Source organism: Chromobacterium aquaticum, assembly GCF_021129195.1.
GTDB lineage: Bacteria > Pseudomonadota > Gammaproteobacteria > Burkholderiales > Chromobacteriaceae > Chromobacterium > Chromobacterium aquaticum.
Genome location: NZ_JAJOHW010000045.1, coordinates 99,592 through 123,490, shown reverse-complemented (window position 1 = coordinate 123,490; position 23,899 = coordinate 99,592). Strand labels below are relative to the sequence as shown.

Annotated in this window: 18 protein-coding genes; 16 read left to right on the top strand and 2 right to left on the bottom strand. The window is 60.0% G+C overall.

Features of this window, described 5'->3' with window-relative positions:
• The first annotated feature begins 14 nt into the window (after positions 1–14).
• The 15 genes from LQT98_RS08170 to LQT98_RS08100 all read left to right on the top strand — a co-directional run bounded on the left by LQT98_RS08170 (position 15) and on the right by LQT98_RS08100 (position 14,536).
• Positions 15–746, top strand: a complete 732-nt coding sequence (locus LQT98_RS08170; protein ID WP_231461861.1) for an S-methyl-5'-thioinosine phosphorylase — start codon at positions 15–17, stop codon at positions 744–746.
• 184 nt (positions 747–930) lie between these two features.
• On the top strand, positions 931–1,701 hold the full coding sequence (gene rfbF / locus LQT98_RS08165; protein ID WP_231461860.1) for a glucose-1-phosphate cytidylyltransferase: 771 nt from the start codon (positions 931–933) through the stop codon (positions 1,699–1,701).
• Entirely contained in the window at positions 1,683–2,774 is a 1,092-nt protein-coding gene (gene rfbG / locus LQT98_RS08160; RefSeq protein WP_231461859.1) for a CDP-glucose 4,6-dehydratase, read from the top strand. Before rfbF (LQT98_RS08165) ends, rfbG begins: the two co-directional genes overlap by 19 nt.
• The gene (locus LQT98_RS08155; protein WP_231461857.1) at positions 2,762–3,325 is read left to right on the top strand and encodes a dTDP-4-dehydrorhamnose 3,5-epimerase family protein; all 564 of its coding nucleotides are present in this window, start codon (positions 2,762–2,764) and stop codon (positions 3,323–3,325) included. The genes rfbG and LQT98_RS08155 overlap by 13 nt, the downstream gene beginning before the upstream one ends.
• A complete protein-coding gene (locus LQT98_RS08150; RefSeq protein ID WP_231461855.1) occupies positions 3,322–4,545 on the top strand; it encodes a class I SAM-dependent methyltransferase in 1,224 nt (407 codons plus the stop codon). Before LQT98_RS08155 ends, LQT98_RS08150 begins: the two co-directional genes overlap by 4 nt.
• On the top strand, positions 4,542–5,654 hold the full coding sequence (locus tag LQT98_RS08145; protein ID WP_231461854.1) for a DegT/DnrJ/EryC1/StrS family aminotransferase: 1,113 nt from the start codon (positions 4,542–4,544) through the stop codon (positions 5,652–5,654). Before LQT98_RS08150 ends, LQT98_RS08145 begins: the two co-directional genes overlap by 4 nt.
• A gap of 19 nt (positions 5,655–5,673) precedes the next feature.
• Entirely contained in the window at positions 5,674–7,122 is a 1,449-nt protein-coding gene (locus LQT98_RS08140; protein ID WP_231461853.1) for an AMP-binding protein, read from the top strand.
• Complete coding sequence (locus LQT98_RS08135) at positions 7,119–8,213, top strand: LuxE/PaaK family acyltransferase (protein WP_231461852.1); 1,095 nt, start codon at positions 7,119–7,121, stop codon at positions 8,211–8,213. The genes LQT98_RS08140 and LQT98_RS08135 overlap by 4 nt, the downstream gene beginning before the upstream one ends.
• On the top strand, positions 8,104–9,405 hold the full coding sequence (locus tag LQT98_RS08130; RefSeq protein ID WP_231461851.1) for an acyl-CoA reductase: 1,302 nt from the start codon (positions 8,104–8,106) through the stop codon (positions 9,403–9,405). The genes LQT98_RS08135 and LQT98_RS08130 overlap by 110 nt, the downstream gene beginning before the upstream one ends.
• A gap of 65 nt (positions 9,406–9,470) precedes the next feature.
• Entirely contained in the window at positions 9,471–9,686 is a 216-nt protein-coding gene (locus tag LQT98_RS08125) for a phosphopantetheine-binding protein (protein WP_231461850.1), read from the top strand.
• A complete protein-coding gene (fabZ, locus tag LQT98_RS08120) occupies positions 9,683–10,171 on the top strand; it encodes a 3-hydroxyacyl-ACP dehydratase FabZ (protein WP_231461849.1) in 489 nt (162 codons plus the stop codon). Before LQT98_RS08125 ends, fabZ begins: the two co-directional genes overlap by 4 nt.
• Positions 10,168–11,958: a thiamine pyrophosphate-binding protein gene (locus LQT98_RS08115; RefSeq protein WP_231461848.1), complete on the top strand. Its 1,791-nt coding sequence runs from the start codon at positions 10,168–10,170 to the stop codon at positions 11,956–11,958. The genes fabZ and LQT98_RS08115 overlap by 4 nt, the downstream gene beginning before the upstream one ends.
• A gap of 14 nt (positions 11,959–11,972) precedes the next feature.
• Positions 11,973–13,025 (top strand): N-acetylneuraminate synthase family protein, encoded by a 1,053-nt coding sequence (locus LQT98_RS08110; protein WP_231461846.1) that lies wholly within the window; start codon positions 11,973–11,975, stop codon positions 13,023–13,025.
• 24 nt (positions 13,026–13,049) lie between these two features.
• On the top strand, positions 13,050–13,691 hold the full coding sequence (locus LQT98_RS08105) for a GNAT family N-acetyltransferase (protein WP_231461875.1): 642 nt from the start codon (positions 13,050–13,052) through the stop codon (positions 13,689–13,691).
• Between the two features lie 65 nt (positions 13,692–13,756).
• On the top strand, positions 13,757–14,536 hold the full coding sequence (locus LQT98_RS08100; protein WP_231461844.1) for a cephalosporin hydroxylase family protein: 780 nt from the start codon (positions 13,757–13,759) through the stop codon (positions 14,534–14,536).
• Positions 14,537–14,540: 4 nt separating this feature from the next.
• On the opposite strand, the gene rfbF (LQT98_RS08095) is transcribed toward LQT98_RS08100, so the two are convergent.
• Together rfbF (LQT98_RS08095) and LQT98_RS08090 are read right to left on the bottom strand one after the other, a co-directional pair.
• On the bottom strand, positions 14,541–15,326 hold the full coding sequence (gene rfbF, locus LQT98_RS08095; protein ID WP_231461842.1) for a glucose-1-phosphate cytidylyltransferase: 786 nt from the start codon (positions 15,324–15,326) through the stop codon (positions 14,541–14,543).
• A 22-nt stretch (positions 15,327–15,348) separates the two neighbouring features.
• Positions 15,349–16,314, bottom strand: coding sequence for a glycosyltransferase family 2 protein (locus LQT98_RS08090; RefSeq protein WP_231461840.1), 966 nt, complete (start codon positions 16,312–16,314; stop codon positions 15,349–15,351).
• Positions 16,315–17,114: 800 nt separating this feature from the next.
• Between LQT98_RS08090 and LQT98_RS08085 the strand changes: the two genes are divergently transcribed.
• Complete coding sequence (locus LQT98_RS08085) at positions 17,115–23,858, top strand: glycosyltransferase (RefSeq protein ID WP_231461838.1); 6,744 nt, start codon at positions 17,115–17,117, stop codon at positions 23,856–23,858.
• The last annotated feature ends 41 nt before the right edge of the window (positions 23,859–23,899 follow it).

Genomic DNA, 23,899 nt, shown 5'->3' with positions numbered 1-23,899 from the left:
AAAGGGGACACATCATGTTGGCCATCATCGGCGGCAGCGGCCTGGCCCAGCTGCCCGTACTGGAAGTCACCCATCGTCAAGTTGTGCGCACCCCCTATGGCGACCCTTCTTGCGCGCTGACCTTCGGCCTGCTGAACGGGCAGAACGTGGTGTTCATCGCGCGCCATGGCTATGGCCACTCGCTGGCGCCGCATGAGATCAATTACCGCGCCAATATCTGGGCCTTGCATGATCAGGGCGTCAAAGGCGTGATCGCCATCGGCACCGTGGGCGGCATCCGTCCCGACATGCCGCCGGGCCGCCTGGTGGTGCCGGACAACATCATCGACTACAGCTGGGGTCGCAAGCACACCTTCTTCGAGGGCTTGGACCGGCCAGTTGTACACGCGGAATTCTCCTCGCCCTATGACGACGCGCTGCGCCAGCGGCTGATCCGCGCGATGGCGGACAGCGGCCACAGTGGGGTGGTGGGCGGCGTTTACGCCTGCACTCAGGGCCCGCGGCTGGAAAGCGCCGCGGAAATATTGAAGTTGGAGCGGGATGGTGCCGATATAGTCGGCATGACCGGCATGCCAGAGGCGGCCTTGGCGCGGGAGATGAACCTGCCTTATGCGCATCTGTGCCTGGTCAGCAACTGGGCGGCCGGCAAGGGCGGCGCGGCGACGGTGGAGTTCAATCCGGAAACCGGCGCGCGCGGCGCCGAAGGCGTGATGGCGGCCTTGGCCGCTTTTTGCGGCCAGGGTTAGCGCGGCGAGCTCTGTCGTAGGCCGTGCCAGGAGTACGGCAAGGAGGCGCAAAGCTGGGTCAGGGGTTTTGTTCGTGGGTCAAGAGAGGATTTGGCTTGGAGTGGAACACGGATGCCGGTCGATTCGTGTTTCTGCGTTGCAAAGCGTGTGTTCCATTTGGCCAAAATAATAAATAGGAGCAAATGTGAAAGCAGTGATTCTTGCTGGCGGGCTCGGCACACGAATATCCGAAGAGTCATATTTGAAGCCAAAGCCGATGATTGAGATCGGCGGCAAGCCTATTTTATGGCACATCATGAAAACTTATTCGCATTACGGCGTGAATGAGTTTGTCATTTGCTGTGGTTACAAGGGCTATATCATCAAGGAGTATTTTGCCAATTACTTCCTGCATATGTCCGATGTGACCATCGATATGTCCAATAATCAAATCGAAGTCCACCAGCGTTATGTCGAGCCCTGGCGGGTCACCTTGGTCAATACCGGTGAAGACACGCTGACCGGCGGACGTCTCATGCGGGTAAGAGAGCATTTGGGTGATGGACCTTTCTGTTTTACTTACGGTGACGGCGTCGCCGATATCGACATCAATGCGCTGATTGAATTTCACCACGCGCATGGCAAGGCCGCTACCGTCACCGCCATTCAGCCGCCAGGCCGTTATGGCGCGCTGAAAATCAAGGGCGAGACCGTGACCGGTTTTCAGGAAAAGCCTGCCGGGGACGGCGCCTGGATCAATGGCGGCTTTTTTGTGCTGGAGCCCAGAGTGCTTGATTACATCGTCGATGATCAGACCAGTTGGGAGGCCGAGCCCTTGGTGCGGCTGGCCAAGGAGGGGCAGTTGATGTCCTACCGGCATAAAGGTTTCTGGCAGGCAATGGATACGCTGCGCGATAAGAATCAGCTGGAAAAACTGTGGGCGGATGGCAATCCTCCGTGGAAGGTTTGGTCGTGAAACTGTTTGGCGATCGCTACCTTGGTCGCAAGGTGCTATTGACCGGCCATACTGGCTTCAAGGGCAGTTGGCTGGCCGCCTGGCTGACGCGCTTGGGCGCCGAGGTCACCTGCCTGGCCCTGGACCCGGACGGCTCGCCCAATCACTGGGATCTGCTGGAATGTCCGGTGCGGGACCTGCGCGCGGATATTCGTGACTCGGCGGCGGTGCGCGCCGCATTCGATCAGGCGCAGCCGGAAATGGTTTTCCATTTGGCGGCTCAGGCCTTGGTCAGGCGTTCCTATCGCGATCCGATGCAGAACTGGTCCAGCAATGTGATGGGAACGGCCCATGTTCTAGAGGCGTGTCGTCAAACTCCTAGCGTGTGTGCCGTGGTGGTGGCGACCACTGATAAGGTCTACGCCAATCAGGAGTGGTCTTGGGGATATCGCGAGGTGGATGCGCTTGGCGGCCATGACCCCTATAGCGCGTCCAAGGCCGCTTGCGAGCTGCTGGTGGACAGTTATCGGAAGTCTTTCTGGCAAAGCGATGACGCGCCGCTGTTGGCAACTGCTCGCGCCGGGAATGTCATTGGCGGAGGGGATTGGTCGGAAGACCGCTTGATTCCTGATCTGGTGCGAGCCGTAACGCAAGGAAGGCCCTTGCACATCCGTTCGCCAGGCTCTACCCGCCCATGGCAGCATGTGCTGGAGTGCCTGTCTGGCTATCTGCTGCTTGGCCAGCGTTTGTTAGAAGGCGAGAGATCCCTGGCCGATGCCTGGAATTTTGGTCCACAGGAGGAGGCCAACCGCAGCGTGGCGGATGTATTGGCGAAGCTGCAGCGGTTTTGGCCGCAATTGACCTGGCAAGCGGCGACCGGTGGGCAGCCGCATGAGGCTGGCTTGTTGTACCTGGATTGTGCGAAATCCCGTAGTCGCTTGGGCTGGTTTCCAGTATTGAGCCTGGAGCAAGGTTTGGAGATGACGGCGGACTGGTATCGCCACCACCACGCCTCCGGGCAGATCATCACCTTCGATCAACTTGCGAGCTATATCGAGTCCGCTCGCGCGGCAAACGCGGTTTGGGTGTCCTGATGCGTATTCGACAAACCAGCATAGACGGCGCCGCGCTTGCGGAGACTGCGCCTTATGCCGACCACCGCGGCGCGTTTTCCCGTTTGTTTTGCGAGCAGGAGCTGGCCGGCTTGCTGGGCGGCCGACGCATCGTTCAGATCAATCACTCGCGGACCCAGGCGCTTGGCGCAGTGCGCGGCATGCATTTTCAGCACCCGCCGCATGCGGAGATGAAAATGGTGCGCTGCATTCGTGGCCGGGTGTGGGATGTGCTGGTGGATCTGCGCGCGGGCTCTCCCACTTTCCTGCATTGGCATGCCGAAGAGCTGAGCCCCGACACGGGACGCATGCTGATCATTCCCGAGGGCTGCGCGCATGGTTTCCAGGTGCTGGAGCCGGACAGCGAGCTGTTGTATCTACATACGGCGTTCTATCAGCCCGCCGCCGAAGGAGGCTTGCGTTACGATGAGCCGCGGGTGGACGTCCGCTGGCCGCTGCCGGTCCATGACCTTTCCACGCGGGACCAAAACCATCCCTTGTTGTCCTCTGATTTCACCGGGCTTGAACCATGAATTGCCGACACTGCGCAGAGCCGTTGCAGCACACCTTTCTCGATCTAGGCTTCGCGCCGCCGTCCAACGCCTATCTAAGCGAGGCGGAGTTGAGCGCGCCGGAAACTTATTTCCCGCTCAAGCTGAAAGTTTGCGGCAATTGCTGGCTGGTTCAGACCGAGGATTACGCGAAGGCGGACCTGCTCTTTTCCAAGGACTACGCGTATTTCTCCTCGACATCCAGCAGCTGGCTGGCTCACGCGGCGCGCTATGTCGACGAGATGCTTGGGCGCTTGGGACTGGGCGCGGACAGCTTTGTCGTCGAGGTTGCCGCCAACGACGGTTATCTGTTGAAGAATGTGCTGGCCGCCGGCATTCCTTGCCTGGGCATCGAGCCGACCGCCAGCACCGCCGCGGCCGCGGAGCGCTTGGGCATTCCGGTGTTGCGCGAGTTCTTTGGAGAGGACTTGGGGCGGCGTCTGGCGCGGGAAGGACGACAAGCGGATTTGATCGTCGGCAATAATGTGTTTGCCCATATCCCGGACATCAACGATTTCAGCCGTGGTCTGAAAGCGGCGCTCAAGCCTGGGGGAACCATCACGCTGGAGTTTCCGCATCTGATGCGCCTGATCGAGCATGTCCAATTCGATACGGTCTACCACGAGCACTTCTCCTACCTGTCGCTGTATACCGTTTCCCGCATTTTGGCCGCCGCCGGCCTGCGGGTGTTCGATGTGGAAGAACTGCCGACCCATGGCGGCAGCCTGCGCGTGTTCGCCTGCCACGTCGACGACGAGAGAGCCGATGGTCCCGCCATCGCCGCCGTGTTGGCCGCGGAGGCCGCGGCCGGGCTGCGTCAACTGACGGTCTATGCGGCCTTCCAGCAGCGGGTGGACGAGGTGAAGGATGGCTTGCTGACTTTCCTGCTGGAACAAAAGCGGACCGGTAAGAAAGTGGCCGCCTACGGCGCTGCGGCCAAGGGCAATACTTTGCTCAACTACGCCGGGGTGAAGCCGGATCTGCTGCCTTTCGTCTGCGACGCCGCGCCATCGAAACAGGGCAAATACCTGCCGGGCAGCCATGTGCCTATTTTCGCGCCGGCAAGGATGGCGCAGGAAAAACCCGACATTGTGCTGATCCTGCCCTGGAATATCGCCGCCGAAGTCATGCAACAGCTTCACTATATCCGGGAGTGGGGCGGCCGCTTCGCCACCGCGGCTCCCGCGCTGGAGATTAGATGAAACCGCGTATCCATTACACCAAGCCGTCCATCACCGATCTGGAGGTCGAATACGCGACCGATGCCGCACGCAACGGCTGGGGCGAGCACTGCTACGACTACATCGTCAAGTTCGAGGCCGCGTTCAAAAAGCATCTGGGAGTGAGCTACGCGATTGCGACCTCCAGCTGCACCGGGGCCTTGCATATGGGGATGGCCGCGCTTGGCATCGGTCCCGGCGATGAAGTGATCCTGGCCGATACCAACTGGATTGCAACGGCCTCTCCCATCGTCCATCTCGGCGCCGAGCCGGTGTTCGTCGATATCCTGCCCGACTCCTGGTGTCTTGACCCGGCCCAAGTGGAAGCGGCCATCACGCCGCGGACCAAGGCCATTGTGGCCGTGCATCTGTACGGCAATGTCTGCGATATGGACGCTTTGCTGGCGATAGGGCAACGTCATGGGGTTCCCGTTGTCGAGGATGCCGCCGAGGCGATTGGTTCCGAGTATCGCGGCAAGCGGGCCGGTTCTATGGGGCGATTCGGCGCATTTTCCTTCCACGGCACCAAAACCTTGACCACCGGCGAGGGGGGCATGTTCGTCACCAATGACGCCGAGCTCTATCAGCGCGTGCTGACCCTCAGCAATCATGGCCGCGCAAGCGGTCAAAGCAAGCAGTTCTGGCCGGACATGGTGGGCTTCAAATACAAGATGTCGAATATCCAAGCCGCGCTGGGCTGCGCTCAGATGGAGCGCATCGAGGAACTGATCCAGCGCAAGCGAGAGATATTCGACGCTTATCGCCAACGGTTGCAGCCACTCTCCGGCGTGAGGATGAATCCGGAACCCGAGGGCGTCGTCAATGGCGCCTGGATGCCTACCGCGGTGTTTGCGCCTGAGACCGGGGTCACGCGCGAGACGCTGCAGGCGGCATTCGCCGAGGAAAACGCCGATGCGCGGGTGTTCTTTTGGCCTTTGTCGGGCTTGCCGATGTTTGACGCCAAGCCAGAAAACCGCAATGCCTGGGCCTTGCCGGCCTGCGCCATCAATCTGCCCAGTTTTCACGATATGACGCCGGATGACATCGAGCGCATCGCGGGCGTGGTGCGCGATGTGCTGCAAGGCCGCTGAGCGGATGGAGCATTCTGCGATGAGGGCGCTTAGCCTGATGGAAGCCATGACCGGCGCGTTCGCGGACCATGGCGCGCGTTCGCTGTTCGAGTCGGAGCAGGGCGAGGTCATTTCATATGACGAGGCACTGGCGCTGGCGCCGCCGTCGCTGGCGAGCGAGTTGGAGCGGCGGCTGGTGTTCTGTCTTTGCGACAACGATATAGGCGGTTTGGCCGGTTATTTCCACCTGCTGAGTGTCAACGCGGTGCCTTTGATGCTGGCCGCCAATCTGCCCAGTCAGCAATTGCAGCCCTTGCTGGACGCGTATCGGCCCGCGTTCATCTGGCTGCCTGCCGCGAGGCGCGCGGAGTTTCCAGAGGCGACGGCCCTGTTTGCCTACCGCGATTACTGCCTGATTGCGCAAGAGGAAGCCGACTATCGCGTTCATGACGAGTTGGCCTTGCTGCTGAGCACCTCGGGCAGCACCGGCAGCCCCAAGTTTGTGCGCCTGTCGCAGCACAATGTGTTGAGCAACGCCATGGCCATCGCCCAGTATCTGGAGCTGGATGCCGACGAAGTGCCGATTACCACTTTGGCGCCCAGCTATACCTACGGACTGTCGATCCTGCACAGCCATGCCTTGGCGGGAAGTAAGATTGCGGTGAGCCGGAAAACGTTTCTCGAGCGCGGTTTTTGGGGCTTCCTGCAAGCCGTGCGCGCGAGCAGTTTCGGCGGCGTGCCCTACCATTACGAGATGCTGAGGAAGTTGCGCTTCACCGGCATGGAGCTGCCCAGCTTGCGCACGCTGACCCAGGCCGGAGGGCGAATGGCGCCGGAGCTCAGCCGCGAGTTCGCATTGCATTGCCAGAGCCGCGGCATGCGGTTTTTCACCATGTATGGTCAGACCGAAGCCACGGCCAGGATGTCTTATCTGTCGGCGGACAAGGCGGCGCTCAAGGCGGGCAGCATAGGCGCGGCGGTGCCGGGCGGCGAGTTCTGGCTGGAGGATGAGCGCGGCGAGCGGCTCGACGGCGCGGAGGCGGAAGGGGAACTGGTGTATCAAGGCCCCAATGTCTCTATGGGCTATGCTTGCGGATTCGGCGATCTTGCCGCGGGCGACGAGCGCCAGGGCGTGCTGAGAACCGGAGACGTCGCGCGTAGGGATGGCGACGGCGATTACTACATTGTTGGGCGGTTGAAACGTTTTTTGAAGCTGTTCGGCCATCGAATCAATTTGCAGGAAGTGGAGCAGTATCTGCTTGACGCTGGCCATGTCGCCGCTTGCGCCGGCGTCGACGACAGGCTCGAGGTCTATGTGCCGCAGGGCGACGCCTCCCTGGCCAAGGAGATCAAGATCATGCTGGCGCGCTACCTGACTGTGACGCCGCAGTCGGTCAAGGTGATGACGGGAGGCGATTTGCCGCGTAATGCTTCGGGAAAGATCCTGTATTCGGAATTGACGCCGCAAGCTTGGGGAGCTCAGGCATGAGCGCGCCGGATTTCACGCCATGGCTGGAGTGGGGACCGTATTCGTTGGATGCGGCGGCCAAATCCGCCGCGCTCTCCGCCGCTTTGCGGGAACTGACGCAATGGCATGCCGGCCAGTGCCCGGAGTATGCGCGAATCCTGGCATTGCAGGGCGTGGAAGACGCTCCGGCCATGGGGCTGGCGGGGGTTCCATACCTGCCTGTCCGCTTGTTCAAGGAGTTTGATCTGCTCAGCGTGGAGCGCAGCCAGGTATTCAAGACCATGACTTCGTCGGGCACCTCTGGTCAGCAAGTGTCGCGCATTTATCTGGATAAGGAGACGGCGGCCTGGCAAACCAAGATACTGACTCGGCTGATGGGAACGGTGCTGGGCAAGAAGAGATTGCCGATGCTGGTGATCGATTCGCCAAGCGTGCTGCGGGACCGGGCGGCGTTTTCCGCGCGGGGAGCCGGCATACTGGGCTTCTCCCTGTTCGGACAGGATGTGACGTACGCGCTGAATGAGAGAATGGAACTGGATCTGGGCCTGGTGCAGGCCTTTCTGGAGCGGCATGCGGGGAAGCCTATCTTCATCTTCGGTTTTACCTTCATGATCTGGCAGCATTTGGTGCTGCCGCTGCGGAAAATGAATCAACGCCTGGCTATCGCCGGCGGCATTGTGCTGCATGGTGGGGGCTGGAAAAAGTTGCAGGATCTGGCCGTGGGCAATGAGGATTTCCGCCGCGCGCTTCAGGAGTGCGCCGGCGTTGAGCAGGTGGTGAATTATTACGGCATGGTCGAGCAGACCGGCTCCATCTTTCTGGAGTGCGGGCAAGGCCATTTGCATGCCTCCATCTATTCGGATGTCCTGATTCGACGACCCGGCGATTTCAGCCTTGCGGACGTGGGAGAGGAGGGCTTGATCGAGGTCTTGTCGCTGGCGCCGCGCAGCTACCCCGGCCATGCGCTGTTGACCGAGGATCTGGGCGCCGTGCTGGGCGAGGATGATTGTCCTTGCGGTCGGCTGGGCAAGTATTTCAAAGTGTCCGGCCGCGTGGCGCGGGCCGAAGCGCGTGGTTGCAGCGATACCTATGCTTATGAAGCGCATGTCTGATATCCCCGTAGAGATTCTGGCCGGCGCTAGCCCGGAGCGGATCGCCTGCCGGCCGTTGCCGCCTTACTCGCCTAGCGCCATCGCGTTTTTGGCGGATCTTTCCAAGGCTTTGTTGTCGCGTCCGGAACCGCGGCGCTATCCCGATATCGCCGCGTTTGCCTTCTGGTGCCGCAAAGCCAACCTGAGGCGGCTGGCCGGAGCCTTTGGCTCGGCTGGGCATAGGCTTGGCCGCGGCCTGGTCTTGCATATCGCGCCATCCAATGTGCCCGTCAATTTCGCTTTCTCGTTCGCCTTCGGATTGCTGGCGGGCAACGCCAATATCGTGCGCGTTCCCGGCGCTGATCATCCGCAAGTGGCGGTGATCTGCGAGGAGATCGAGCGCCTGTTTTCCCTGCCGGAACACGCGGACATCGCGGCGATGAACGCCTTGATCCGTTACCCGCGCAACGACGAGGTCACGGCGGCGCTGTCCCGCTCTTGCCATGCGCGCGTGCTGTGGGGCGGAGACGCCACCATTGCCCACTTGCGGGCGATGCCGACGCAGGCGCGTTGCGTGGATGTCGCTTTTGCCGACCGTTACTCGCTGTGCGTGATGGCGGCGGAGGCGGTGCTAACGGCTTCCGAGCCGCAACTGAGGGGGCTGGCCGAAGGGTTTTACAACGATGTGTTTTTCCTGGATCAGAACGCTTGTTCGTCGCCGCATCTGATTTTATGGCTGGGCGGTCAAGAGCAAGCGGAAGCGGCGATGCTTCGTTTCTGGCTGGCGATGCAGCGCTTGCTGGCGAGCAAGGGCGCGACGCCGGCGCTGCACGCTGTCGAGAAGTTCACGCATTTGTGCCGCACGGCCATTCATTTGGATGCGGCCGTTTCTTCGAGCCGGCACGCCAACGATATTTATCGCGTACGTTTGGCGGAATTGCCTGAGGATATCGATATTCATCGCGGGAGCCATGGTTTCTTTTTTGAATATGTCTGCGCCGATCTGAATTGCCTGAAGCGGATCGTGGGCGAGCGTTATCAAACCCTGAGTTGTTTTGGAGTGGACAGGCAGCAATTGATCCAGTTTGTCGTGGCCGAAGGCCTGATTGGCATAGACCGGGTGGTTCCGGTGGGCAAAGCATTGGATATCGGCGTGATTTGGGACGGTTACGACTTGGTCGGCACGCTATCTAGAGTGATCAGCGACCGGTAAACTAAGGTTTTCAACTTTCGACGGATTAAGTGATGAGTCATCTTGAAAAATACGACCAGGCTTTCATGGAAACCTTCATGGTGGAGCAAAAGGATTTGGCTGCGCTGAAATATCAAGACATCGCGGCTTGGGACAGCGTGGGGCACATGGCTTTGATGGCGGCGCTGGAAGAGGCGTTCGACATCGAGATGGATATCGACGACATCATCGAGTTTTCCAGCTATGCGGCGGGCCAGGCTATTTTGGCCAAGTACAAGGTCGTCATCGAGCCGGCGGCATGAGCATGGTGAACGGACCGGTGGCCCTCGACATCAAGGACATCATCCAGTGTCAGCGCAACCGCTATCCGGTGCTGTTGATCGACAAGATTGTTGAGTTGCAGCCCGGAGAACGGGCGACCGGCATCAAACGGTTTACTTACAACGAATGGTTCTTCCCCGGCCATTTCGATGATGAGCCCAATGTGCCCGGTTTCGTTCAGATCGAAACCCTGGTTCAGACCTTCATCCTCACCTTCTTGTGCAAGGAGGAATACAAGGGAATGAAGACCAACTTCGTCTCAATCAACAATATCCGGTTCAAACGCAAGATCGTGCCGGGCGACACCCTGCGCATCGAAGCCAGCCTGAAGTCCTTCAAGCGCGGCATCGCCATCGGCTCGGCCGAAAGCTTTGTGGATGACGAGCCGGCGTGCAGCGCCGAATTCGTGGTGGCGGTGCCGGATATTCTTGATCAGTTCAAACCCAAGGCGCCGAGGGAAGCATGATGATGCGGGTTGCGGACTACATCATGCAGCGGCTGGCGCAAGCCGGCGTGGAACATGTGTTCCAGGTGACTGGGCGCGGCTCCTTGTTTCTGAACGACGCTTTGGCCAAGCATGCGGCTTTGCAGCCGGTGTCCTTGCATCATGAGCAGTCCTGCGCGTTCGCCGCCCTGGCCTATGCGGAGCAAAGAGGGGGCTTGGGCGCTTGCCTGGTGTCTACCGGCTGCGCATCCACCAATACCTTGACCGGCGTGCTCTGCGCCTGGCAGGACGCGGTGCCGTGCATTTTCATCTCGGGCCAGAATACCCTGCGCGAGACCAGCCGCCATACCGGCATTCCCTTGCGCACCTACGGGCAGCAAGAGGCCGACATCGTGGCTCTGGTGAGCCCGATAAGCAAGTTCGCGCGCATGATCTCCACGCCGGAGGAAATCGTCCCGGCGATGGAAGAGGCGTTGCGGCAAGCCATGTCCGGCCGCAAAGGCCCGGTCTGGCTGGATATCCCGCTGGATCTGCAAAGCGCGTTGATCGATCCGGAACAGATCGAGCGTCCCGCTGCGTACCCGGTAGAAGCGCTGCGGCCGGCGCCGCAAGACGTGGCTGCGGTGCGCGCTCGCCTGCGCGACGCGAAACGACCGGTATTGCTGATTGGCAGCGGCGTGCGCTCCTCGGGCGCGGAGGGTTTGCTCAAGACCCTGGTCGAGCGCTGCAATATTCCGCTGACCTATACCAGCGCCGCGCCGGACAGCTATGGCGCGGCCCATGATTTGTCCATAGGCTCGGTTGGGTCCATGGGCTGCTCGCGCGCCGGCAATTTCGCGGTGCAGAACGCTGACTTCGTGCTGGTGCTGGGCTCGCGGCTGTCTTCGCTCACCACCGGTCCTGACTTCTGCAAATTCGCGCGCGGCGCGCATACCGTCGTCGTGGACATCGATCCAGTTGAACACAGCAAGGACGGTGTCCGCATCGACCAATTGGTGCAAGCCGACGTCCATGCCTTCCTCAGCGCGCTGTTGAGCGAGAATACGCCGACGGCTCCGGCGCCATGGGCCGACAAGTGTCGGTATTGGAAAGCGCTGTTCGGCGCGGTAGAACCTGCGTTCGCCTCCGACGCCGCCGTCGATCTTTATCAGTTGGCCGAGTCCCTGGGACGGCTGCTGCCCGCGCCGGCCACATTGGTGACGGACTCGGGTCTGGCCGAAGTGATTCTGCCGACCAATATGCGCTTTTCCTCCGGAATCAACTGTGTCCATCCGGTTTCCCAAGGCTCGATGGGTTTTGCCTTGCCCGCGGCCATAGGAGCATGGCATGGCCGCGCGCAGCCAGTGGTCGCTGTTATCGGCGACGGTTCCATCATGATGAATCTGCAGGAGCTGGAGAGCATCCGCTATCAGCGCTTGCCGATCAAGGTGGTGGTCATCAACAACAATGTCTACTCCATCATCCGGCGGCGGCAGCGGGATCTGTTCCGCAAGCGGACCATAGGCACGGATCCGGACAACGGCGTCAGTTGTCCCGACTTCGCCCAATTGGCCCAGTGTTTCGGTTTCCACTACCAGAGGATTGAGCGTACATCCGAACTGGATGCCGGTTTGACCGCCATGCTGGCTCACGAAGGGCCGGTGCTGTGCGAAATCATGGGGCGGGTCGACCAGGGCTATATCGAGTTGGGCCATGCCCGCAGCGAGGCGGACCGCCGCTTTGTGCGTCGTCCATTGGAAGACCAACAGCCTTTTCTTGATCGCGAGTTGTTCTTGCGAGAAATGATAGTCGAGCCCATCGACCAGTAAGCCGGAGACCTTGCATGTCAGTTATCACCCTAGGCAATGGACGCCAAGTCGGGGATTACCTAAAGCCCTATGTGGTGGCCGAACTCAATACCAGTCATTTCGGCGATCTGGGCATTGCGCGCGCGATGATAGACGAGGCCAAGGCCGCCGGCTGCGATTGCGTGAAGTTTCAGTCCTGGAGCGCGGAGACGCTTTATTGCGACAGCTATTACCAGGCCAACGCGATCGCCAAGCGCATCGTCAAGAAATTCGCTCTGGACGGCGCCCAGCTCAAGGAACTGGCCGAGTACGCCGCCGCGCAGGGTATCGATTTCGCTTCTACGCCTTACTCCATCCAGGAGGCTGAATTTCTGCTGTCGGAGTGCAAGGCGCCCTTCATCAAGATCGCCTCAATGGAGCTCAACAATCTGCCCTATCTAGAGCAGCTGGGACGCCTGGGCGCGCCGCTGGTGCTATCCACCGGCATGGGGTCGTTCGAGGAAATCCGCGAGGCTGTGCGCGCGATCGAGGCGAGCGGGAACCGTCAGCTGATCATATTGCACTGCACTTCGATCTACCCGTCTCCTCCCCAACTGATCCGTCTGCAGAACATCGCCGGCTTGCGCAGCGAGTTTCCCGCCTTTCCCATCGGCTATTCCGATCACAGCCAGGGCATTGAGATACCCGCCGCCGCGGTGGCGCTGGGGGCCTGCCTGATCGAGAAGCACTTCACTTTGGATAGCTCGCGCATCGGCATGGACAATCAGATGGCGACGGAGCCCGAAGAGATGCGGGCGATGATACGCGCCTGTCACCGGGTGCAGGAGGCCATGGGCGGCGCGGGGCGCGTGCTGAGCGAAGAAGAGCGGGCGCAAGCATTGAAAATGCGCCGCAGCATCGTTACCCGGCGCGCTTTGCCCGCCGGCCATGTATTGACCGAGGCCGATTTAGACGCCAAGCGCCCCGGCGACGGCATCGCGCCATCGCAGTTGGCCGTGGTGCTTGGGCGGATGCTCAAACAGGATCTGGGCGCTGAGACGGTGCTGACGTGGGCGTTGCTGGCGGACCATGAGCCGGCCTCGACTTAAGGCGAAAATTGGACACTGAACGTGATGACGCTTAATGCCATCCAGCCCCGGCTGGACGATGTGATCGCGGGCCGGCAGACGCTGAAGCTCGACATCCTGGACGATGAGAGCCAGGTTTGCGGCGTGTTGCGGCCGCTGACGCGGGCCGACCTCGACGACGCCGACATCATCCGCAAGCTCACTGAATGGCGGAATCAGAATATGGCGAACTTTCTCAGCCATTTTGTCGCGACGCCTGAGCGAACCCGGCGCTGGATGAGCGAAGTGCTGTTCAAAACGCCGGGGCAGCTGCTGTTCCTGGTGTGTGCGGATGGCCAGGTGATTGGGCATTTCGGCTTCAAGGACCTGAGCCGGGACGAGGTTCTGCTCGACAATGCGATGCGAGGCGAGCGCCTGGGGCATCCTAAACTATTCGTCTACGCCGGAAGGCGGTTGGTCGCCTGGCTATTGCAAGAGGCCGCGGTGCGGCGCGTTCATGCCTATGTAATGACGGAGAACGTGGCCTCGGTGATGATGAACAAGCAGATAGGTTTTAGCGGCTGGCTGCGCCATCCACTGATCAAGCGCGTCAAGAATGGCGAGACGCATTGGGAGATGGGCGCGTCAGGCGAGTCCAGCCCGGATGAGCGCTATTGTTTCCGGCTTGTGATCGAACAGCCCGAGTGATGATTTCCTCCGGCGCCGGGGCTGCTGCAGGCCCGCCGCCGGATTCCATGATAAGAAAGCACCCAATGGACGAGATTCAAAAGTTTGCCCAGGAAGTCGAGCAGAATATTCAAGGCCTGGCGGGAGACCAAGCGCTCCAGCAACTGTCGCGCGCCTGGACCCGCGACGTGGCCCGGCATAAGTGGTCCTATAATTTCGCCTGGATGGGACGGCCGGCGATCCAGTTTCCCAACGACGCCTGGGCGATGCAGGAATTGATTTGGCAGGTGAAGCCGGATCTCATCATCGAGGCTGGCATCGCTCATGGTGGTTCCCTGGTGTATTACGCGTCCTTGCTGGCCATGCTGGACATGAGCGAGGCGGTGGAAAGCGGGGCGGTGTGCGATCCCAAAAGCACCCGGCGCAAGGTCCTGGGTCTGGACATCGACATCCGCTCGCACAACCGTGCGGCGATTGAGAGCCATCCGATGGCCAACTGGATTCAAATGATAGAGGGTTCCAGCGTGGCGCCCGAGACGATAGCCAAGGTCACGGACATCGCCAAAGGGTATCGACGCGTCTTGGTGAGCTTGGACTCCAACCATACTCATGAGCATGTGCTGGCCGAACTGAAGGCGTATGCGCCCCTGGTGACGGCGGGCAGCTACTGCGTGGTTTTCGATACCATTGTTGATGATATGCCGGCGGAACTATCGACTGATCGGCCTTGGGGACCAGGCAACAATCCCAAAACCGCGGTGCGCGCATACCTGGCCGATCATCCCGAATTCGAGATCGACGCCGATATTCACCATAAATTGCTGATCACCGTTGCGCCAGACGGTTATCTGAAGCGTATCGCCTGAACCCTCAGGACAGCTCGGGCTGCCAGACCCTCCACGGCGCCCGGCCGCTTTCCCACAGTTCGTCCAGCTGGATTTTTTCGCGCAGCGTATCCATCGGCTGCCAGAAACCGGCGTGTTCGAATGCCGTCAGCTGACCCATGGCGGCAAGCTTGGCCATCGGTTCGCCTTCCCAGCTGGAGTGATCGCCTTCGATCAAGGAGATCACTTCAGGCTGCAGCACGAAAAAGCCGCCATTGATCCAGCCGCCGTCGCCCGGCGGTTTTTCCTTGAAGCCTGTGACGCGGCTGCCTTTGCATACCAAGGCGCCAAACCGTCCAGGGGCTTGCACTGCCGCCACCGTGGCCAGTTTGCCGTGATCATGGTGAAAGGCTATCTCCGCGGTCAGATCGATGTCGGCCAGCCCGTCGCCATAAGTGAAACAGAACGCTTCGCCGGCAGGCAGATACGGAGCCACGCGTTTGAGCCGGCCACCAGTCATCGTGTGTTCCCCGGTATTGACCAGGGTCACATGCCAGGGCTCCGCATGCTGGCGATGCACCTTCATTTGATTCTGGGTGAAATCAAATGTCACATCGGACATGTGCAGGAAATAATTGGCGAAATATTCCTTGATCACATAGCCCTTGTAGCCAAGGCAAATGATGAAGTCATTGATGCCGTGCGCGGAAAAAATCTTCATGATGTGCCACAGGATGGGCCGGCCTCCCACATTAATCATGGGTTTGGGCTTGAGGTGGCTTTCTTCCGAGATCCGGGTGCCGAGCCCGCCGGCCAGTATCACTGCTTTCATCTGCAAGCTTCCAAGACGTCAATCAACGAATGCTGCCGTAGCGCTCATGCAGCAGCACATCCATGAAATTGGCGGCCGAGGCTTGGGCTTTGATGTATTCGGTCAAGATGGGCGAGGTTTCCTCGCTGATTTGGGGGAAGGACAATCCATAGCAGGCCAGCGTGTTGCGATACTTGAGCAGGCAGCAGCTGCTTATGCTGTTGATCATCATGTCCCGTTCTTGTCCGGCGGGCAGATTGCGCCGGATGACATCTATATAGGCATTGATCTGGTTTTCATAGCTGGCAAAGCCGTCCAGGCCATCCAGCATCAGCTTGCGCTTATAGGCTTCCTGATCGCCGTAGTCGTGAGCCTGGCGCATGAAGAACAGGATTTCGGGGTCGTAGGAGAACGCGCCTTGGGCGGCCATCTCGAACAACAGCACATGGTCGATGCCGACGATGGGCATCGCCACATTGCGGTATTGCACTTTGCGGAAGGCCGACATGCGGTTCATGCCGTAGGCCTGGTAAGCGTAGACCAGGCCCCAGGCCACCACATGCATGCGTGAGAAGGTGTCCATGCCGCGGGTGTCGAAAATACCGCCGATCTGGCTGCCCACGCCGTTTTCATTGAAAAAGGCGGAGGCGGTCACCGCCAAGACCACATCGGGCTGATTGTCGAGCTGGGCGACGCAGCGTTCGATGTATTGCTTGTGATACAAATCGTGGCCAGCGGCGAACATCATGTATTCGCCGCGGCAGCGATCGAAAATCCGATAGAAATTCTGCGGAGCGGCAACCGTTTCTTCAGTGCGCAGCAAAGTGATGCGCGCATCCATCGCGGCATAGTTTTGCAGCAATTCATAAGTACCGTCATCGGAATGGTTGTCGGAGATGATCAGCTCAAAATCGCCATAAGTCTGTCCCAGCAACGATTGCAAAGTCATGTCCAGATATCTTGCCTCCCGGTAGACGGGCATGCCGATGCTTACTTTTGGAATAGTCATTATTTTGCCTTGTGAAAGTTGAAAGTCGTTGCTGTTGCCTGAATTTTAGCCAAGGACCGCGGAAATAGGCGGCGGTAAATCTTTGTCGGGTCATGTCGGCTTGGGGCTGAAATCGACAGTGATGCGATTGCGGCCAGCTCCATCGGATACGCGCCCATCCTATCAAGACGAAGGAAGGGGCAGGAAGTCCCGGGGCTTGAAACACGGAAGGGCTCCAGCGGGGAAGGTGCGTGGCACACGATTTTCCATTCCTCCTCGGATCGACCTAAATCGGCGTTTGGCCAGCGATGGGATCAGGCAGCGCGCATGCTGCGAAGACTCGGGATGGTAGACTTGGCCCGGCCTAGACCCTCGGGATTATAGGCCCATCCATACCAGATTGGGATATTCGCCTGATTTTCCGGCGCGTGGTAATCGTACCGAGTCCGTTTCGGTTTGGGCGTGAACGCACGCGCGGGCCAGAGCGATTGCCGCGCCGAAGGGGGTGAAAAAGCCTGGACTGTGGAGCATTCATCCTGCTTCCTGGCATGAAGGCAGTATGGGGTTGGGGCCGCCTGTCCTGTATATTGTTGGCTTTTGAAGGCTATTCTTTGAGAGGTGGTTTTTTTGTGTCCACAATAGACGTTATCTATGTCGATGCAGAATGCAGGTTTGTTATTGCGTCTTTTGAAGCCTTGCCGTGCCGGCATGATTTGGGCTGTTGTCCACGGCGTTTCTCAGTAATATAGGGCGATCCAAATTCCACATTGCCGTTCTTTGGCCTGGCGGGCCGTGCTGTCGCCATTCAGGAAACCAATAAGATGAATTCACTTTTTCTCGCTGTTGAAACTCAAACGGAGTTGGAGCAGGCACAGGCCTATCTGGCGACGCATGATCCCAGCCAATTTGAACTGGTACTGGTGATCAATTCGCAGCTGATGTCGCCTTCGTTGTCAACGCTGCAGGCTCGCTCCAAAGTGTGCTTGGTGCCATTTGTGAACGGCTTGCCCCTGCTGAACGCGCATGATCTTGCCGCTGCGGGTGGGAAATGGCTTGGTTTTGCCTGCGGCGCCAGTCTGCCTCTCAGCATGGCGGCTGCGGCCGATGATGATGGGCATTGGCTGGTAAGCGATAGCTGGGCTTGTTTGCCTGGCGGCGTGCCTCTGCGGCGTGAGCGTTCGAGACTAAAAGAAGAAGATTACGGCTGTTTCCTGATCAGTGGTAGCGAAGCGTTTGCCGCGTACCTGCAGCAATGCGGGGACCCCGGCTGCTTGCTTGCGCAGCAGGCCGATGGCTGGCTGCGCAAGGATTGGCTGCTGCAACTGGCTGCCGGTGAGCGTCGCATATCGCCTCACCAATGGCTGCATCGCCGCTTGCGACAGGCTTTCGCCGCCGGAGAAACGGTGGCGTTGAAGCATGTGCCCGAGGCCGCCGCCGCGCATGCGGATATATTGGTGAAGGGGGAAGAAGAGCGGGTCTTGCACTTGCAGCGGGAACTGGTGGCCTGGCTTGAATTACTGTGCGATGTTTATGCCGATGAGTTATTGGTGCGACTGGCTTTGCAAGCGCTGTTGCCTGCCAACCGCCCATGGCTGCTGACGGATCGCGGGGAAGCCAATAGCCTGATCGGGCAGTTGTCCGGCGTGTTTCGCAAGCAGTATCCGCAGGCGCCGGTGCTGCGCAGCCCGTTACTGGAGAGCGCGCGCTGGCGGGTGATGGCGGAAGCGCAGATCGATCAGATTCAGGTTGCCAGCATCGCCTATGCGGAGTCATTTGCCGCGCAAGCCGGCGCGATGACGCTGGCGACCATCCGCCATGAGTGGGTTCGTTTGGACCGCTTGCTGGGCGTGGAGTGCTTTGACGCTACCTTGCAGGACTCCAACGGGCAGTTCATGCAATTGATGGCTTTGTATCGCGACGGTGACGGACGCTGGGTGTTGCCATCCCTACTTGCCGCTTGGTCGGAGGAAGCTTTGGACCGGCTGGTCGACCTGTTGCAAGATGGGGCAAAAGGCATTCAGCCCAACCAGGCCCAGATCCGGGATGCCGCCTTGGCGCAAGAGATAGAGCAGAGCGGCGCCGGCCGCTTCCTGCCCGGACTGGAGGGTTACGCAACCCTGGTGCAGCATGCCCTGCGCTATCGTCGGGCCACAGAATTTGGACGACTGGGACGCGTGTTGGACTGTGCGTCCGGGGCAGGCTACGGCTGGCATATCCTTGCCGACGCTGGCAGCATGCTCGATTACACCGGCATCGACCTCAATGCCGATGCGATCCGTTTTTCCCAGCGCTTCATTCCCCGCGACGCCGAAAATTGCCGATTCGAAGCGCGTCTGCTGAATACCTTGCCGGAGGCCGCTTACGATACGGTCATCTCGTTTGAGACGATAGAGCATACCGATGATCCGGAGCTGTTCCTGTGGGAGTTGTCCGAGCGCATTGCTCCAGGCGGCCGCTTGTTGCTGAGCCTGCCCACCGAGCGTTGGGCTGGCAGCCATTTGAACCCGACTCATTGGACCAACTGGACCGAGTCCAGAGTGCGCCACCTGTGTTCACGGGTCTTCGAAAAGGTGGCCCTGCACCGTTTGCGCTTGTCACTGGTGTCGCCGGAAAGTTTCCAGTCGGGGCTGCTGCATCAAAACTGCGCAGAGCCCGGCGAGGACGAAGGCTTCCTGCTGGTCTTGGAACAAGCCAGGCCGCGAGCGCTGGCCAAGCGTGTGCTGGTGCAAAGACGTTTTGCCATGGGCGATGCGCTATTGGCCAGTTCGGTCTTGCCCGCCTTGCGCCGGAAATACCCGGACCGGCAACTGTTGGTCAGAACCCAGGTGGTTGAGGCCTTTCAAGCGATAGAGGAAGCCGACATCGTCGGTTGCATGTCGTTGCAGCAGCGGCCGGACGATATTTTTATTGATCTGGATGGCGCTTATGAGCAGGCTCGGGACCTGCATATCATTGAGGCTTATGCGCGACGTAGCGGCGTTGCGCCGAGTGCGCCCTCATTGCCGCGGCTGATGCAGGATTACCGGCCCTTGGCCAACAAGATCGTGGCTTCAGGCTGGTTGGCTGCGAAAAAGCCTGAACACCTGGTCGCCATTCATATGGCGGCAAGCTCGCCAGATCGCATCTGGCCGGCGGCATACTGGGCGGAGCTGTTGCCGGCGCTGTCCGCCCACAACATCGGTCTGGTGCTCTTGGGCAGTGGCAAGGATTTCTCGTTGGAAAACCTGCCCGAGGTGGCCAGGTCGGGTGTAGTGTCCTTGGTCAATGAGCTGCGCTTGGCTGAAACCGCTGCGGCGATTTCGGTTGCCGATGTGCTGATTGCACCGGATTCCGGCCTGATTCACATCGCCCATGCGGTTGGAACGCCGGTGCTGGGCCTATTCGGCATGGCCGAACCGGCGCAGCGCTTGCCGCTGCGCGGCGCGTCGCTCGGTTTGATTGCCGATATCGAATGCAAGGGATGCCTGGCTCAGTTGCCGGCGGAGGCGGCTCCGCTGTGTCGGAGAGGACACGCTTACTGCATGGATATGCTGACGGTGGAGTCTGTATTGACCGCGGCGCTTGGCATGCTGCAGTCGGTGCCGCGCCAGCAGTGGCGCAGCCGCTTGTTGCAAAACATCCCGCTGCCGTTTTCCTGGGGCAAGGCGAACCGGCTGCAGAACGAGAGCCGGCCGCAGCTCGAAGAGGGGACGGTCTCGCTCGCGCCGCCGTCGGAAGCGCCGCGTCGCAAGCCCAGGGTTGGCGTGTTGACCCGGGATGCCTTGGACGAGGCGTGTTATCGCTTGCGCCTGGGCGATGCCTTGCAGTTGGTGGGCAAGGAGTTTGAGCACTATTACTACAAACACTCCGCCGCCTATATGTATGAGGGGGTGTTCCCATTCGACAGTGACGATGATTTCGTCAAGGAAATGGACTTGTTCCTAGTGCAGCGCTTGTTCCCCAGGCCGGAGAGCAAGGCTCTACTTGAGAAGCTGGTAGAGTCCGGCAAGCCCATTGTTTACGAGGTGGACGACTGGCTGCCGGAGATGCCCGAGTCGCATTTGATGTACAAGGAATGCGAGTCGTCCTTCGAACTGATCAAGTGGTTGCTGCCTAGCTGCTCACTGGTGACGGTAACCACCGAGCCGTTGGCGGAGAAGGTGCGGCCTTTCAACGACAAGGTATTTGTTTTCCCCAATACGCTGGCACGGGACCGCTTCGTCACGCCCAAGCCGCGCAATGACAAGGTTACCATCGGTTTTGCCGGCACGACCTCTCGCGGCAAAGAGATGGCGGCGATAGAACCGGCCTTGATGCGCATCTATCGCGAGTATGCTGGGCAGGTGAGGTTTGTCTTTTGGGGCGAGGTTCCCAAGTCCATGGTGGGGATGAAGGACGTCCGCCAAGTGACCACCTTTGTCAATTACAGCAGGTTCCTGAATGAGTTGGCCGATTTGCGGCTGGATATCGGCATTGCGCCATTGGCTCACGGCGCTTTCAACGACAGCAAGTCCGATTTGAAGTGGCTGGAGTACTCGGTGGTCGGGGCGGCGGCGATTCTCTCCGATGTTCCCGCCTATGCCTGGCTCAGGGACAGCGGCATGGCCAGCGTGGTGGAAAATACCGAGCAGGCGTGGTTCGATGCGCTGGCGGCGCTGGTGGAAGACGCCGATCTGCGGGCGCGGCGAGTCGCCTTGTCCCAGCACTATGTCAAAGAGCACCGGGTGCTGGAAGACGCGGTGCCCTTGCTGTTCGATCAGTGGTGCCAGTTGCTGCCCAGAAGCTTGCGGCCCAATGGCATCGGGGAGATGGGCAAGGTTGCCACCTATAACTTCTCCGAGCCGGAGCAGTATGCGCTGCGTGATTATCGACGCTGGCTGGGCAACCACAATCTGCGGGAAGTCCATGCCGAGCAATTGGCGGAGTCGATGTGCACGGCGTGGCAGAGCCAGCCCTGGTTCAATCTGATCGTGTTGGCGCCGCAGACGAGTCTGACGCGGCTGGCGGAGAGCCTGGCGGCTCTGGAGCAGCAGTTGTACCCGAACTGGAGGCTGATTGTCGTGTCCGACAGCGCCGTGCCGGACCCGGTGTTTGCCAGCAGCGACCAACTCGGCTGGGTGCAGTTGGAAGATATGAGCGACTTCGAGGCCGTGGCGGGCGCGATCAATGGAGTGGTTTCCGAGGTCGTGTCCGACTGGACCTGGTTGCTGCCGGCCGGTTTCCGCCTACAGCCGCAGACGCTGCTTCGTTTTGGCGAGGCCATCCACCAACATCCGAACTGGGCGGCTGTGTATTGCGACAGCGATGTCGTCTCGCCGATGGGGGAACGTTTCCTGCCAGCATTCCGGCCGGACTTCTCGCCGGAATATCTGCGTTCCATGGATTATATCGGGGATGCGATCGCCTTCTCCACCAATGCGCTATCGGTAGTGGGCGGTTTTCAACCCTATCCCGGTGCCTACAATTTCGATGCCGCGCTGCGCTTGTTCGAATTGAAAGGCGCGGAGGTGGTGGGGCATGTCGACGATATGCTGCTGTCGCTGCCGTGGCGGCATCCCAGCCAGCAGCCGTTGTGGCAGGCGTCGTGCCAGGTGGCATTGGAAGAGCACGCCAAGCGTGGCCAAGAGGCGGCGGAGGTTGGTTCCGGCCTGGTCGACGGCACCTTCCATTTCGAGTACCAGGTGCAAGGCAGCCCGCTGGTGTCCATCATCATCCCGACACGCGACAAGCTTGAATATCTGGAACCGTGCATAGACAGCTTATTGCAACGCACCAGCTACCAGAATTTTGAGCTGATCATCGTGGACAACCGCTCGGAGCAGCCGGAAACCCTGGAGTACTACCAAGTGCTGCAGGCGGATTATCCTGGACGGATTCAACTTGTCGCTTATGACCAGCCATTCAACTTCTCCGCCCAGTGCAATCTCGGCGCAGCCAGTGCACGTGGCGATTACCTCTTGTTCCTGAACAACGATACCGAGCTGGCCTTGGAGAGTTGGCTGGGACGGTTATTGGCGACGGCCCAGCAGCCGGGGGTTGGCGTGGTTGGCGCGCGTCTGCTGTACCCCGAGGTGGGACAAATCCAGCATGCCGGCATCGTGCTGGGCCTGCCTGGCGGCATGCACTCGGTGGCGGATCACGTGTTCGAGCCTCAGGACATGAATTTGCCAGGTTATATGAACCGCGCGGTGACCATGCAGAACTATTCTGCCGTGACCGGCGCCTGCCTGATGGTGGCCAAGTCCACTTATCTGGATGTGGGCGGCATGGACGAGGATAAATTCCAGGTTTGCTTCAATGATGTCGACTTGTGTCTGAAGGTACAGGCCGCAGGCTGGCGCAATGTCTACAACCCGTTTGCCGTGATGTACCACCATCACGCCAAGAGCATAGGCCGCACCACGTCCGACCCGCGTGTCGCGCTGCAGGCCGCGGTGCGCGAGCGCGGTGAAATGGAGAACTTCCTGCAAGCCTGGTTGCCGGTATTGAAACGGGATCCGGGGTTCAACCGGCACCTGTCTTTGCGCAAGCGCAGGATGGAGCTGGAAGTCGAACGGCATGTGTCATGGGACCCGGCTTTGAATGGCCGGCAGCGGGTGCTGGGTGTGCCGGTGCCTGGCGGTAGCGGCGAATACCGTTTGAGCCAACCTTTGTCCGTGTTGCAAGAGCACGGCCTGCTGGACGGGGAGATTTTGCAACCGGCACATGGCTTGCCCTCGTTGGTGGAAATGGCGCGCATGGCCCCGAACGTGCTCCTGCTGCATACGGCGGTGAATGACGGTGTGCTGGATGCCTTGGGGCATTACCGCTCCTACTTTCCCGAAATGAGGACGATTCTGGGCATTGATGACTTGGTGGGAGGCACGCCACTGAAGAGCGATCTATATGATCACTGGCGGCGCCATTATCCGGATGCCAAGCAGCGTTTGCGCAAAGCGCTGAAAATGTCCGATGCCTTGATCGTGTCCACTGAGCCGCTGCGCGAGTTCACCCGGGAGATGGTGGGCGATATCGCGGTGATTCCCAACCGGCTGCGGCGCAGCGTTTGGGGGGAATTGCGCGCTGAGCGCCGTGTCGGCAGCAAACCCAGGGTTGGCTGGGTAGGCGCGTCGCAACACCGTGGCGACCTAGAACTCTTGTTCGAGGTGATCAAGCAGACTCATCATGAAGTTGACTGGGTGTTCATGGGCATGTGCCTGCCCCAGTTCCGTCCTTATGTCGCCGAAGTGCACCAGGGGGTACCGTTCAGCGAATATCCGGAAAAGGTCGCCACCCTGAATCTGGACTTGGCCGTCGCGCCGCTGGAAATGAACGCGTTTAATGAGGCCAAGAGCAATCTGCGACTGTTGGAGTATGGAGCGATGGGATGGCCGGTGGTGTGTACCGATATTTATCCGTACCAGACCAACGCGGCTCCGGTTTGCCGGGTACCAAACGAGATCGCTGCATGGGTCGATGCCATCCGCAGCAGGGTTCATGACTTGGATCAGGCCGAGCGGGAGGGCGACTTGCTGCGCGCCTGGGTGGAGCGCGATTACTGGCTTGAAGACCATCATGAGGACTGGTTCAAGATTCTGCGTGCTTGAGCTTGATGCCGGAATGATCCGCCGCCCCGGAGTTCAGACGT